General features: G+C 43.6%; 14 protein-coding genes. 6 read left to right on the forward strand and 8 right to left on the reverse strand.

The annotated features are described in order from the left end of the window. Positions 1-17: 17 nt before the first annotated feature. Complete coding sequence (gene hemH / locus GDZ68_RS12740) at positions 18-953, reverse strand: ferrochelatase (protein WP_153722683.1); 936 nt, start codon at positions 951-953, stop codon at positions 18-20. A 24-nt stretch (positions 954-977) separates the two neighbouring features. Continuing rightward, positions 978-2,021 (reverse strand): uroporphyrinogen decarboxylase, encoded by a 1,044-nt coding sequence (hemE, locus tag GDZ68_RS12745; protein WP_153722684.1) that lies wholly within the window; start codon positions 2,019-2,021, stop codon positions 978-980. A gap of 297 nt (positions 2,022-2,318) precedes the next feature. On the opposite strand from hemE, the gene GDZ68_RS12750 reads away from it, so the two are divergent. The 5 genes from GDZ68_RS12750 to GDZ68_RS12770 all read left to right on the forward strand — a co-directional run bounded on the left by GDZ68_RS12750 (position 2,319) and on the right by GDZ68_RS12770 (position 5,730). Then, entirely contained in the window at positions 2,319-2,828 is a 510-nt protein-coding gene (locus GDZ68_RS12750) for an antibiotic biosynthesis monooxygenase family protein (RefSeq protein ID WP_153722685.1), read from the forward strand. A gap of 152 nt (positions 2,829-2,980) precedes the next feature. Next, positions 2,981-4,144 carry a M20 family metallopeptidase gene (locus tag GDZ68_RS12755; protein ID WP_153722686.1) on the forward strand — a complete coding sequence of 388 codons (1,164 nt, stop codon included), beginning with the start codon at positions 2,981-2,983 and terminating at the stop codon, positions 4,142-4,144. 317 nt (positions 4,145-4,461) lie between these two features. Beyond that, positions 4,462-4,893: a MarR family winged helix-turn-helix transcriptional regulator gene (locus GDZ68_RS12760; RefSeq protein ID WP_153722687.1), complete on the forward strand. Its 432-nt coding sequence runs from the start codon at positions 4,462-4,464 to the stop codon at positions 4,891-4,893. Next, a complete protein-coding gene (locus GDZ68_RS12765; RefSeq protein WP_228551096.1) occupies positions 4,883-5,293 on the forward strand; it encodes a rhodanese-like domain-containing protein in 411 nt (136 codons plus the stop codon). Before GDZ68_RS12760 ends, GDZ68_RS12765 begins: the two co-directional genes overlap by 11 nt. Positions 5,294-5,298: 5 nt before the next feature. Then, complete coding sequence (locus GDZ68_RS12770) at positions 5,299-5,730, forward strand: EVE domain-containing protein (protein WP_153722688.1); 432 nt, start codon at positions 5,299-5,301, stop codon at positions 5,728-5,730. A gap of 82 nt (positions 5,731-5,812) precedes the next feature. Here the strand turns inward: GDZ68_RS12770 and GDZ68_RS18105 are convergent, their stop codons facing one another. From GDZ68_RS18105 to GDZ68_RS12785, 3 genes are read right to left on the reverse strand one after another with little or no spacing between them, the layout of a single operon-like run. After that, entirely contained in the window at positions 5,813-7,114 is a 1,302-nt protein-coding gene (locus GDZ68_RS18105) for a hypothetical protein (protein ID WP_194841156.1), read from the reverse strand. Next, positions 7,107-8,858 carry a sensor histidine kinase gene (locus tag GDZ68_RS12780; protein WP_153722689.1) on the reverse strand — a complete coding sequence of 584 codons (1,752 nt, stop codon included), beginning with the start codon at positions 8,856-8,858 and terminating at the stop codon, positions 7,107-7,109. The genes GDZ68_RS18105 and GDZ68_RS12780 overlap by 8 nt, the downstream gene beginning before the upstream one ends. Next, complete coding sequence (locus GDZ68_RS12785; RefSeq protein ID WP_153722690.1) at positions 8,855-9,535, reverse strand: response regulator transcription factor; 681 nt, start codon at positions 9,533-9,535, stop codon at positions 8,855-8,857. The genes GDZ68_RS12780 and GDZ68_RS12785 overlap by 4 nt, the downstream gene beginning before the upstream one ends. Positions 9,536-10,177: 642 nt before the next feature. Between GDZ68_RS12785 and GDZ68_RS12790 the strand changes: the two genes are divergently transcribed. Next, entirely contained in the window at positions 10,178-10,714 is a 537-nt protein-coding gene (locus tag GDZ68_RS12790; RefSeq protein WP_194841157.1) for a competence protein ComK, read from the forward strand. Here GDZ68_RS12790 and GDZ68_RS12795 read toward each other — a convergent pair. The 3 genes from GDZ68_RS12795 to GDZ68_RS12805 form a co-directional block, all read right to left on the reverse strand. After that, on the reverse strand, positions 10,677-11,054 hold the full coding sequence (locus GDZ68_RS12795; RefSeq protein WP_153722692.1) for a hypothetical protein: 378 nt from the start codon (positions 11,052-11,054) through the stop codon (positions 10,677-10,679). The two genes, GDZ68_RS12790 and GDZ68_RS12795, sit on opposite strands and share 38 nt — an antisense overlap. Positions 11,055-11,218: 164 nt before the next feature. Beyond that, positions 11,219-11,782: a nuclear transport factor 2 family protein gene (locus GDZ68_RS12800; RefSeq protein WP_153722693.1), complete on the reverse strand. Its 564-nt coding sequence runs from the start codon at positions 11,780-11,782 to the stop codon at positions 11,219-11,221. A gap of 696 nt (positions 11,783-12,478) precedes the next feature. After that, positions 12,479-13,153 (reverse strand): response regulator, encoded by a 675-nt coding sequence (locus tag GDZ68_RS12805; protein WP_153722713.1) that lies wholly within the window; start codon positions 13,151-13,153, stop codon positions 12,479-12,481.

Here is a 13,153-nt window from a genome sequence, read left to right on the forward strand (position 1 = left end):
CTCCGATCCTGCTGCATTTAATTCGCTTCGTTCAATTTATCGAGCACCGCATCCGCCATCGCATCTACGAATAAAGCATCCGTATTCGGCATGGCCGGTCTGTGATACGCTGCGCCGATTTCATCACAAACTATTTTACATTCGTAATCATTGTCATACAGCACTTCCAAGTGGTCCGACACGAAACCAACCGGTGTGTAGACAAATGATTGATAGCCTTTTGTTTCGAATAATTCACGCGTCAAATCCTGTACATCAGGCCCGAGCCAAGGTTCGCCCGTCTGCCCTTCACTCTGCCAGCCGAGCGCGTATGTTTTTACGCCTGCTGCCTCTGTAATCATCTCTGCTGTTTCTTTCAGCTGGTCGGCATATGGATCGCCGTTTGCCAAGATCTTTTCGGGCAAGGAGTGCGCTGATACAATCAGGCATGTATTTTCGCGTTCCGCTTCGTCCATCGCACCATAAGTCTCGCGCAGCTGATTTGCCCAGTACTCGATAAATTTCGGCTGCTTATACCAGCTTTCCACTGATGTCAGACGAATGCCGTGTTTGTCCGCTTCTTCCTGCGCGCGGCCATTATAGGATTTAACAGAGAATGTGGAGAAATGAGGTGCCAGAACGATCGACACAGCTTCTTCGATTCCGTCATTGTGCATTTTCTGGACTGCATCTTCAATGAACGGCGCAATATGCTTCAAGCCGATATACACATGGAACTCGATATCATGTTGCACTTCATTCAAATGGCTGCCAAGCGCATTCGCCTGATCTTCCGTAATGCGTGCCAGCGGAGATATCCCGCCGATTGCTTCATAACGGCTGCGTAAATCTTCCAGTTGTTCAGGTGCCGGCGGACGGCCTCTGCGGATATGCGTATAGTAAGATTCTATGTCTTCATATGAATTCGGTGTGCCGTAAGCCATTACAAGTAAGCCCATTTTCTTCTTTGTCATCTGTATCACCTCAAAAATTTGATTTTATTTTGCCCGTAATTGCGCACTGTACTCATGAACGAAAGCTGTCAGCCGCTTCAGTGTTGCCGGATTCACTTCCGGGAATACCCCGTGCCCCAAGTTAAAGATATGGCTGCCGTGTTCGACGCCTTGCTCCACGATGATTTTCGCGCGCTCTTCAATCACCGGCCAGTCTGCAAGCAGCATAGACGGATCCAAGTTTCCTTGAAGCGTCTTTGTCAATCCGCGTTCCCCTGCTTCTTTAACCGATAAACGCCAGTCCAGTCCCACCACATCAACAGGCAGATCATGCCATTCATTCGCCAGATGGCTTGCGCCTACACCGAATGTAATCAAAGGAACGTTTAATTTGCGAAGCTCAGTGAAGATTTTCGTCATCGTCGGCTTAATGAAAATCCGGTAGTCCGAGACGTTGAGCGCTCCCACCCACGAATCAAAGATTTGTACCGCTTTGGCTCCCGCCGCCACTTGCGCCTGGATATACGTAATCGTCATATCCGCAAGTTTATCCATCAATGCGAACCAGGCTTCAGGTTTAGATACCATGAAAGATTTCGTCAGGTTATAGCTTTTCGACGGTCCGCCTTCAATCATATAGCTCGCAAGCGTGAACGGAGCGCCCGCAAAACCGATCAGCGGCACATTCAGCTGCTCCTGTGTAAGAAGTTTGATCGTATCTAATACATACGGCACTTGCTCTTCCGCTGAAAACTCTCCCAGATTTTCGATATCCTGAGCAGATCGGATCGGATTCGAGATGACAGGTCCCACGCCTGATTTAATCTTTACATCCACACCGATTCCCACTAATGGCGTCACAATATCTTTATACAGAATGGCTGCATCGACATCATACTGATCAACCGGCAGCTTCGTTACGTACGCACATAACTCAGGCTGATGTGTGATTTCCTCCAAGGAGTACTTTTCTTTGATTTTACGATATTCCGGCTGCGAACGTCCCGCCTGGCGCATGAACCATACCGGAGTATGCTCAATCTTTTCTCCTCTGGCAGCACGAAGCAATGTATCATTAAACGCTGTCATATTCACCGAACCCTCTTTCCGTTATTTTACGTTATTCAATCAGTAAATTATTATCCGTTAATCATCATAAACCGTTGACAAGTCAATGTATAGCGAATTGCCCCTTTGTCATAATTTTGTGCTTACCGCGGGCGGCACTTCGTCATTTTTTAGACAATCATTCTTCGATAACAAACTCACTCCGTGTTTGATTTGAAGTATTTAGGGGAATTAATTACTATATACAATACATAACAGGACAGAAATCTTTACGCATATGTTCACAACACTGTTACTAGTCAAAGGAGGAAATGATTTATGTATATTTATATGACAACCGGAACGATGGATTTTATGGAAAAAGTACGGGACCAGTACGTTGATGAATCTATTATCTTAATGAATGGAGGCGGCAGCACGCTTCTGCTCCATGAAACAAACGGCAAGTCTGTTTTCCAGACGCCGAGAAAATATGAAGTCGTCGGAACTGCAGGCGATCTTACACACGACGGCTATTTTGCAATGGATAATGTCGCAGTCACTGATGAAGGGAAACCGATTTTTGAGCATAAGTATAAAATGACCGGCGATCAATTAGTAAACATGCCCGGTTTCCAGGCCTTCAGACTGCTGCGTCCGATCGGTTCAGATACGTATATTGTTCTGACGGAGTGGAGCGACAAACGCCATTACGACCTCTGGCACAATTCACCCGGCTATCAGCTTTCCAATCCCGGTGATTTCAAAGATCAAGGCGGCGCTACCCTGCATATTTTCACAAGTGCTCCCTACACCGCCACATACACTACACCGACTGATGAGATTTGAATGGAAGAAGCGAAGAGATTTGACACATACGCGTCAAATCTCTTTTTGTGCTGTCTGAATCTTTCAATTCCTTGATTTGCTTGCCTTCCGCCTCATTGCTATAATAAACACTATACAGACTGGACTTATCGGCAAAAGAAAGGAGAATGATCATGAAAGAACTGCTGTTTGAGAAATTGGAACAATCCTACGGTGATATGGTGGAAATTCGCCGCTATTTGCATATGAACCCAGAGGTTTCGTTCAAAGAAGAAAAGACTGCTGCCTATCTGGCGGATTTTTATAATAAATTGGGCATTGAGGTGCGCACAGGTGTGGGCGGCAATGGACTGATCGCGAAAGTGAAAGGCGGGAAGCCCGGTAAAACGGTCGCGCTGCGTGCAGATTTCGATGCACTGCCGATTCAGGATCAAAAAGAAACATCCTACGCTTCTCAAGTACCCGGTGTGATGCATGCCTGCGGACATGACGGACATACGGCGGCCCTTCTGCAGCTGGCGAAGGCCATGCATGAAATGTGGGAAGATCTTTCAGGCGAATATGTTTTTATTCATCAGCATGCAGAAGAACTTGCTCCAGGCGGCGCTGTCTCCATGATAGAAGATGGCTGTCTTGACGGCGTCGACGTGATTTTCGGCACCCATTTATGGTCGCTGTACGAGTCGGGCGTCATTTATTATGCTTCGGGTCCGGTCATGGCTGCACCTGACAAATTCCATATTACAATCCAGGGGGCCGGCGGGCACGGTGCTGCTCCTCATCAAACAAAAGATGCCATCGTTATCGGCGCACAGTTAATCATGAACCTGCAGCAGATTGTTTCCAGGCGTGTCGATCCAATTGAATCCGCCGTACTTTCGGTCGGCTCATTCATTTCAGACAATGCCTTTAACGTCATTGCGGACCAGGCGGTAATGACGGGAACGGTCCGGACATTCACGCCGGAACTGCGGGATCTGATGGAAGAGGAAATTCACCGGGTTGTACAAGGCACGGCTGTCTTGAATAATTGTGAAATTACAGTCGACTACTCCCGCGGCTATCCTGCAGTCGTCAATCACGAAAAAGAGACAGAGTTTCTTAAATCTGTGGCAGAAACGATTCCCGGCCTGCGCGGCGTAGAAGAAATGAAGCCGCAGATGGGCGGAGAAGATTTTTCGTACTATCTGGAAAAAGTTCCGGGAACCTTCTTCTTTACAGGAGCAAAACCTGAAAATGCCTATCCTCATCACCATCCGCGTTTTGATTTTGATGAAACAGCGATGCTTGCTGCTGCGAAAACGCTCGGTGCCGCGGCGATTGAATTCCAGTCGTAAACTGATGCTGTCTGCCTTTTGATAAGGGCAGGCAGCTTTTTTCGGTTAAATATATAGAATAACTACTACACGCGACCGATATTGTGTTAACTATATCTTTGCGTATCATACCGACAATCACACCTATTTATTTAAGTAAACTTTTTCACCAACTGAAACTGCTAATTATATTTCTTCATTGTTGCAGCCCTCCCTATAATCATGCAGGAACTCACTACATTATTTTTATTTTAAGAACAAAAGGCTTGAAATAAAATTATTGATCAGCTAAACTGATTATATAATCGACTGACTATCGTTGGAGGTGAATATTAATTTTGGAGAAATGGAACCAATCATATGGCTTTTTACTTGGAAAGGTTGTTCAGCAGTTGGAAACCAAGTTCGCTGAAGGACTTGCTGCATATGGTATTAACTCTAGACAATATGGAGTACTTCTATTTATCGAAGGAAATCCTTACTCATCACAAAAAGACATTTCTGAAAAACTGCAAATTGATCGGACGACAATGGTAAGTCATATCGATCATTTAGAAAACTCAGGATTCGTGGAGAGGACAAGGAATCCTAATGATAGAAGGTCCTATAGCCTTTTGCTTACATCAAAAGGTAATGATGTATTAGAATCACGTTGGGAGTTTTTACTCAATACGGAACTAGAAGTTTTAGCGCCTTTAAATCATCAGGAAAGAAAACTGCTAAAGGATATGCTTGTTAAAATTTGGAGTACATTACAAAATGGGAGGTAACAAATTTATGCACGCGCTTGATTATTTTAATGCACGTTTGGAAGCAACAATTAGCCCTATGGATTATTTAAAATCAACACAAATGAATCCAGATAAATACTTTTTGATTGATGTTAGAAATGGCCCAATTCACGTTAGAAGTTTAACAATTAAGGATGCTAATGTTATCCCTCAACAAGAGTTGCAATATCGTTTACATGAAATACCAAAAGAAAAGGAAATTATTGTTTACTGTTGGGATGTCTGGTGTAACACTGCAGCCAAAGTTGCAAAGTTTTTATTAGAAGATGGATATAGAGTGAAAGAGTTGACTGGTGGGATTGCAGCATGGAAAGAAATGAACTTCCCTGTTTCAGACTCTTCTCAAGGCGTCAACATTTCTGATAGTTGTGGGTGTTAACTCTGATGCATAATAAAAGATATTGGATTGGCGTTGCTTCACGAGACCATGTGATGGATGCAGTTCAGGGTGAGTTTGCTCAACTTTGTCATGGTAAACAAGCTCCTTTAAAAAAGATGAGCACTGGTGATTGGATTATTTATTATTCTCCAAAGGTGACTTTTAAAGAAAGAACTCTGCATCAAAAATTCACTGCTATTGGAAAGGTGATTGATGATAATGTTTACCAGGTAGAGATGGGTGATTTCATACCTTTCCGTAGAAATATTGGTTTTATTTCTTGTAAAGAAACGTCAATTCGTCCATTAATTTCACAACTTTCATTTATTAAAAGCACAAAGTACTGGGGTTATTCTTTTCGACTTGGCCATTTCGAGATAAGTGAAAAAGATTTTAAACTAATTGCAGAAAATATGGTTAATGTAAAAGAATATTAGACTGTTATAATCTCCTTGTAAATGACATCATCCTTTTTGATGATGTCATTTATATTTCAGATTCTTTTTGATGAATCACAACTTAAGCTTGGTAGGGGGATAGTTCCATCACTTTCAGTTTGCCATTGACCTTTTTAACTGTATACGTAAAAGTAGCAGTAATCGTGTCGAACTCCCTTGTCTGGAATCTCGTGCCATCTTCATTTTTGAATGCTACTACAAACGTATACACGCCTTTGCTTACTTCGGTCCTGCTCAAAATCGTTTCTAATGATATTTTAGGCCCTAGTTCCAGATACTGTTTAATTAATTCATAATTATCATTGGCATCAGTTTCAGGAAATAAGTTCCTGAGCCCTTGATAGCTCCCTCCATATAACCCGACAATTGCTTCGGCATTCTGACTCGCAATAGCCTGCATATAGATCTCAAGCGTCTCTTGTGGATTTTCAGCGACAACTTCCTTTTTACTCTCTTTCTGAGAAGTTGCTGAGGGATTCAATATTACATTCTTCTTCCACTTTACCTTTTTTCCTTTGCCATCAGTGAATAGAAAAACAACCTCCCCTTGCTCACCCTTCATCGTATCCGGGTAGATGAACCCTGAAAACTGCCCGTTTCCACTAATGTAAAAGCCGTCTTCTCCATTCGCCCCGTGCTCCCTTGCTGTTTGGACAGTATCGGCAATCCGGTGTTTCTCGGAATTCCACTCCATTTCAGCTAGCGTAAATCCTTCCGGTACCTGCTTCACGACGAAATCGAAACTATTGCCCTCAGTCGGTTTTGGTGTCTGGTCAATAATGACGAGAATTTCCTTCATAGGCTCCGCTTTCACGGCCTCTTTATCGTCAGCAATAACACCATCTGCTGCATTCTCCTCTTTTTCTAGAAACATCAACGTCAAGTTCTTTTTCCACTTTACTTCTTTACCTTTCGAATTGGTGAATCGGAAGACAACTTCTCCTTCATCCCCTCTCATCGTGTCTGGATAGATAAATCCTGAAAATTGTCCGTTTCCACTAATGTAAAATCCGTCTTCCCCATTAGCACCATGTGCTTTGGCTTCTAGAACCGTATTGACGATACGGTGTTTCTTGGAATTCCACTCCATTTCAGCTAGCGTAAATCCTTCCGGTACCTGCTTCACGACGAAATCGAAACTATTGCCCTCAGTCGGTTTTGGCGTCTGATCAATAATGATGAGTACTTCCTTCTGAGGATCTGTATTAGCATCTTCTACTTTCGTAGGACTGCCTTGATTGGTTTCAGATGGCTTCGCATGGATGGTATCCGATGCGTCAGGTTCTTTTCCCGAGGCACAACCACTCGTCATAAGAAGCACGAATAATACTGAAACGATATAGCCGTATTTTTTGTTATTCATGTAGTTCTCCTCCGCTTTCATATAAAGTAAAAGAAAATGCGACTCCGTTATTCGTATTCATCACACCAAACTCACTATGATGGAGCTCCAGGATGTGTTTGACTATAGATAGTCCCAGACCCGTGCCTCCAGATTTCCGATCTCGAGAGCGCTCAATTCGGTAGAATTGGTCCCATACTCTGCTTAAATCGTTCTCAGCAATCGGCGACCCCGTGTTTTCAATGACTGTAAGTATCTTTCCGGAAGAATCCCGATCGATGGTAATTGTGATGACGCTGTTTTCCACTGCATGACGTATGGCATTGCTCATTAAATTCAGAATGACCTGTTCGATTCTTCTGGAATCTGCCGTGACGTATTGTTCCTCTTGATGATTCAACTTGTACTGAATGCGCCTGCTTTTCATTTGATGAGAGAACGAATCCACTAAATTTCGAACCAGTTTTGTCATAGAGAAGTTTGAACATGTTAATTGAATCGCCTCGGCCTCAAATTTGGAGAGCTCCAGCATATCCATGATTAATGCATTCATCCGATCTGTCTCATTTACAATGTGATCCAGATACCGTTCTTTTTTGTCATTCGCTACTCCATCCTGCAATCCTTCCGCGAATCCTCTCACAATGCCTAATGGAGTTTTTAATTCATGCGATATATTAGCAATCAGTTCTTTCCGAAGTTGTTCTGACCGTTGTTTTTCTTCTATCTCCGCTTGCAACTTATCATTTGTATTAGTCAGTTTCTGTAAGGCTGTGTCCAGATTCTGAGACATCACATTAAGATTATGGGACAGCTCTCCGAATTCATCTTTCGAGTCAACTCCAGGGCCTCCAGTGAAATCCAGGTTAGCAATACGTGCAGCAGCATGATTGAGTGTAACTAATGGACGAGTTACAATTCTGGAATAAATCATCGACAAAATAGTAACGAGCCCTAGAATCATAGGTGCCAAATAGACAAAGTATTTCTTAAGTATATCGACTGCTTCCCCAACTGGTTGTAGAGAAGTCATGACAAATAAATAACGAGCAGTAGGCTCATCAGTTGCTAGCGGTTGAATTACAATCGCATATGGAACACCACTCCAATTATCTACCCATTCCAAATGAACAGCCGCCCCTTCTTGCAAGCGGGATTGATAGTGCTCTAACTTGGGCATCCATTCCTGGAGAGCTTCGTCGATCAGCGTATCCTGATAGAGGGGGTTATATGAGCGATGCTCAGGTACCATCAGATCGATAATCTTCCCTTGCACCCGTGTTAACCCCTTTGTGAGTTCCGTTTGATCCTTCTGAATAGTAATAGGTTGCATGACGGTATCATCTTCGTCCATAAAAATACCGTCTATTACCAATGGATCGCCAATTTGAATTCCCTTTGGAAGCGCGTCATGTTCCATTCCGTCCGTAGGCAAAGGAACAGTGACGATCTTATGGTCTGTTTGCAGCACTAAAAAATAAGGATTGAAAATTATCTGGTCAAACCTTTGATTTAAGAGTGAAGTACTCGTATCGGTCTCATTCATAAATGCACCGAGTAACCGTGAAAACTTCAGATGATCGTGTTCTACTTGGTCGTATTGTTCCTCAAAGCGACTTATATTCTGCTCTAGAGTATGGATTTTGGACGTTCGGTAAAACCGCTCGAAAAAAAGTCCTTCTGCAATCATGACAATTGAAAATACAATCAAGATCAAACTAGTCGTGACAGCAAAAAGTTTAAGGACGACCCCCTGTCTCCTCATCCTTCCAACTCGAACTTGTATCCTGCACGGATGACTGTACAGATATATCGGCCCTCTGCACCAAGCTTCGCTCTCAATTTTTTAATATGGGTGTCTACCGTTCGCAAATCACCTTCATAATCATAGCCCCACACAGCATTCAGAATAGAATCACGTGACAACACTTTTCCATAATGCCTGGTAAGATAAAGAAGTAACTCGTATTCTTTTGGTGCCAAAGATATCGGTTTTCCCTCCAAGGAAACAGTATGGGCCATTCTATTGACCACCAGCCTGCCAAAGGTGAGTAGATTTCCCTCTTGACCGATCGTACCTTCCGTTCGTTTCAACAGTGTAGTCGCACGAGCTACTAATACTCTTGGGCTAAAAGGCTTTGTGACATATTCGTCCGCACCAAGCTCGAACCCTTTCAATTGATCTTCATCATCTGCCCTAGCTGTGATCATGATAATTGGAACATTTGAATTCCTGCGAATCTGCCTGCATACTGAAAACCCATCAAGTTCAGGCATCATAATGTCCAGCACAATCAGATCAATGGAATGTCTTTCAAAAATCTTGAGTGCAAGTTTACCATTTCCGGCTTCATACACGTCCCATTGTTCCTTCTTGAAATAATCCGTGATAAACTCACGCATCAGCAAGTCATCTTCAACTAACAATAGATTTCTTTTCATGGTTTTCCTCTCCGCATCTATCCACGCCCTCTTTCACTATGGGACATGGATACTAATATGGCTTCATTCTTCTACACCTCCAACTGGACCATGTAAACCTAGTATAGAAGACTCCTGTGTACGTCGTGTGTACTGCTTGTATGTATTTTTTAAGAATAGCACGGACTTTTCTGTGATAAGAGAGTAACTATTTTTTGTCACTTGGTCTAGCGATAAATATAGATCAACCATTTTTATCTCCAGCAATAAAATAATATTCTCAAGTAAACCGTAATACTAGCCCATTAAGGGTAAACTCTCTTGCTCTCCAGCTTGCTCTTTCAACCATTGTTATCGCTCTTCTTTTGTTTCTCTTCCGCATTTTTTTGCACTTTCTTCTTGGCTCTTCATCAAAACATGTGCTTGACAACCTGTCACGTGCATGTTGGCAGTGTGTGGATTTAATATGTGCGGGTTTCGTTTCTCGACTTTGCAGGATTTTTAATTGAAGTGTGGATCGTTTCGCTCGTATATCATTGGGCACAATCAGTAAAAAAGATACACCTTATTACTTGTTTCTCTACTTTTCTTGTTGATTTTTGATTTTTCTGTCATATAATGAGATCATACGTATATCGGCCTATAAAAACTGGAGGGAATGCTATGGTTCATGAACAGATTTTATCTTCTTATATCGTGACGTTTCATACTTTCGCATTACTGAGCGGAAAACATCCTAATCCTTTTTTCACGCAAGTCATTGAAAGCAACCGAACGTTCTTCGTCGAAAAGACTCCGCTGGAAATCATGCGAGACTCCTGCGCTCATTACCGCACCAACCTCGAAGCGATCATTGAAAGCTCCAAAAAAGATTTGAAGAAACGGCATAAACCACCCATCATGCTAACTCACTCACATAATAAACCGTTATTGTTTTTCCCTTTATTATCACCATCACTGCACCAGAATACATGGATTGCCTTTCACGCGGTCAAAGATGCCCACCCGCATAAAGACGGAGTGTCTCTCGTGCTGAAGACGAATGCAAAATTGCTGTTGAATACGTCAATGAATACCGTGTATCGCCAAGTGACATTGTCTCATGTGCTCTCTCAGCGGTTTGATAATGCACAGGAGGAATTGCGCAGTTCCTATTCGATGGTCATGGAGCCGAAACATTCTGACTCCCCAATTTCCTGAGATACTGATTCAGGAGTTCTTCAGAACGGTTTCGAAGCCGCACATTCAAATAACGCCGGTAATCTTCGTAGCCGTCATGCAGAAATAGGTATTCAGTGAATAATTCATCTGTTGATCTGCGGATGACTTTCATTTTATGCCGGCGTAAGTAAATCGCAGTTTTCTGGAGATCTGCACTGACAGCGTTCATCGTGTCGTCCACTAAGTTGAGGTAAGGGCTTTTTAATTTGAAAGGCATTTGCTCTACAAGCTGCCGGTCTCTTTCAAGAATTGTCAGCAGCATAGGCAGGTAAATATGATTTTCTAAATAGGGCAATGCTTCCGTGGGGATTAAAGGCATGTGCTTCGCCTCCTGTAAGAACTAGTGTTCGTATACCGATTATAATCTGTACACGCAGGAAAAGCAAGCAAGTTTCAGGTGGGAATTTTTGTTGGAGTTGCCAGGATAAAAAAGAGGCTGCTGCAGGCAGTCATCTGCATGACTATCCGCAACAGCCTTCTACTTTACTTCGCCGGATCGTCTCCAATGAAGTGGATCGAGAATACTTTCCATGCGCCGTCTTCTTTATGGAAGACGGTTACTTGGCGTCCGTCTGCAATGTTTTCCGCACCGCTTGCCGTGTCGATCAGCGTTGTTTTCAAAGTCGAAAATACCTGTGCTTCTTCCTCGGCATATTTTACGATAGTTTTATTGTCCGCTTCACGCTGAATGTCTGTAGTTTCGAGCATTTCTTCCATTGCTTTACGCTCTTCTGCCTCGTCATAGCCTTTTGTGGAAAGTGTAGCAAGATAGCCGTCCACGTCTTTATTATTCAGCGTTTCGATATAGTGGTCGAATGCTGAAAGAATGCTTTCTTTTTCCTCTTTTGGCACATCTGCCGCTTCTTCGACTTGGTCGCCTGACATGCTGAAGCCGACTTTTTTATCGTCGACACCATGATCAATCGCTCCGCTGCCCGGAGCTGCTTCGCCGTTTTCCACATCATTCGGGTTCGTTTCTTCTGCTTTATTACACGCACCCAATACTAGCGCTAGGGCGATGGATGCTGCTGCTAATTGTTTTTTCATTGCTGCCTCCTGAACGGAGAAAAGGGCCTTTTTTCTGCAAAAGACCTTTCAGTTTGTAGACAAGAATTAGTGAGAAAGTGAGTAGGTGGTTAAGATACCGTTTCCCTGCGTTCCAGGCGGACGCTTTCCGTGGGGCGCGGATCCGCTTCCTCCGCTGGCGCTCCGTCCAGGGTCTCATCACTCGCGCTGAATCCCGCAGGAAGAGCCGTAACGAAGAACGGCTTTTGCGAGCATAAGCGTAGCGTTGGGAGCACATCTTTGCTTTTCGCCGCCCTGCACTACGGTCAACTGGCTTTGTTTTCAAGACTTTGTATGAAGAAGTCCTTTTCTCATAGCCTTGTGGATTCTGCAAGCAAAGGATTTTGTATTGGAGTACTCATAAAATTATCGTGGTCAACAATAAGTTCACGCAATAAATTCAATGAGCAGACCAAGTAACATTGCACATTTTATAAGGATTGGAGCGTAAGCCGGTCGACTCCGGGAGGATCAGCCCGACAGGTAAGACGACTTTGGGGAGCTTGCGACCAAGTCGGCTTACCGCGGGCCCTCCGGAAAGCGTACCGGCTGAAGCGCAAATCCCCTACTGCCATCCTATATCGACAAAACTTATTGCCCACAAAGCCCTAACCACTAAACTTGTTAATCTACAAACTGAAAGGCCTTTTTCGCAAAAGACCTTTCTCGTTTTTTTATTTATTTTACTTCTACCCAGCCGTTTTTGATGGCTGTGACTACTGCTTGTGTACGGTCGTTTACGCTCATCTTCTGCAGAATGCTGGAGACGTGGTTTTTGACTGTTTTCTCTGAAATGAAAAGTGTCTCACCAATTGTCCGGTTGCTTTGTCCGTCTGTCAGCAGCTGCAGTACTTCACATTCACGCTTCGTCAGCAAATGAAGCGGACGGCGGATGTCGTTTTGCTGGAAAGAGCCTTTGTGCTCTCTCTCGCTCAAACGGCGGAACTCGGATACTAGGTTATGCGTTACTTTCGGATGAAGATAAGAGCCGCCGGCAGCGACCACTTTAATCGCCTGCACAATTGCATCTGCATCCATTTCTTTCAGCATATAGCCAAGAGCGCCTGTTTTCAGCGCATGTGTCACGTACGACTCATCATCGTGGATCGACAGCATAATGACCTTCGCATCCGGGTGTTCTTTCACCAATAACTCTGTTGCATCCACGCCGTTCATGCGCGGCATATTGATATCCATTAATACAACATCCGGTTTGTTCTGCTCGTAAAGTCCAAGCACTTCGTTTCCGTCGTCCCCTTCCGCCACTACGTCGAACGACTCTTCAAAATCCAAGATTCGTTTCACGCCTTCACGGAATAATTGATGATCATCTACAATTAAAATTTTTGTTAT

This window comes from Sporosarcina cascadiensis, assembly GCF_009650995.1.
In the GTDB taxonomy this organism is placed as follows: domain Bacteria; phylum Bacillota; class Bacilli; order Bacillales_A; family Planococcaceae; genus Sporosarcina; species Sporosarcina cascadiensis.

Excerpts from the sequence above, each read along its gene's own strand:
- hemH (WP_153722683.1), bottom strand. The coding sequence starts at position 953 with ATGACAAAGAAGAAAATGGGCTTACTTGTAATGGCTTACGGCACACCG.
- GDZ68_RS12770 (WP_153722688.1), top strand. The coding sequence starts at position 5,299 with ATGCATAATAAAAGATATTGGATTGGCGTTGCTTCACGAGACCATGTG.
- GDZ68_RS12800 (WP_153722693.1), bottom strand. The coding sequence starts at position 11,782 with ATGAAAAAACAATTAGCAGCAGCATCCATCGCCCTAGCGCTAGTATTG.
- GDZ68_RS12755 (WP_153722686.1), top strand. The coding sequence starts at position 2,981 with ATGAAAGAACTGCTGTTTGAGAAATTGGAACAATCCTACGGTGATATG.
- GDZ68_RS12765 (WP_228551096.1), top strand. The coding sequence starts at position 4,883 with ATGGGAGGTAACAAATTTATGCACGCGCTTGATTATTTTAATGCACGT.
- GDZ68_RS12790 (WP_194841157.1), top strand. The coding sequence starts at position 10,178 with ATGGTTCATGAACAGATTTTATCTTCTTATATCGTGACGTTTCATACT.
- GDZ68_RS12780 (WP_153722689.1), bottom strand. The coding sequence starts at position 8,858 with ATGAGGAGACAGGGGGTCGTCCTTAAACTTTTTGCTGTCACGACTAGT.
- hemE (WP_153722684.1), bottom strand. The coding sequence starts at position 2,021 with ATGACAGCGTTTAATGATACATTGCTTCGTGCTGCCAGAGGAGAAAAG.
- GDZ68_RS18105 (WP_194841156.1), bottom strand. The coding sequence starts at position 7,114 with ATGAATAACAAAAAATACGGCTATATCGTTTCAGTATTATTCGTGCTT.
- GDZ68_RS12795 (WP_153722692.1), bottom strand. The coding sequence starts at position 11,054 with ATGCCTTTAATCCCCACGGAAGCATTGCCCTATTTAGAAAATCATATT.
- GDZ68_RS12785 (WP_153722690.1), bottom strand. The coding sequence starts at position 9,535 with ATGAAAAGAAATCTATTGTTAGTTGAAGATGACTTGCTGATGCGTGAG.
- GDZ68_RS12750 (WP_153722685.1), top strand. The coding sequence starts at position 2,319 with ATGTATATTTATATGACAACCGGAACGATGGATTTTATGGAAAAAGTA.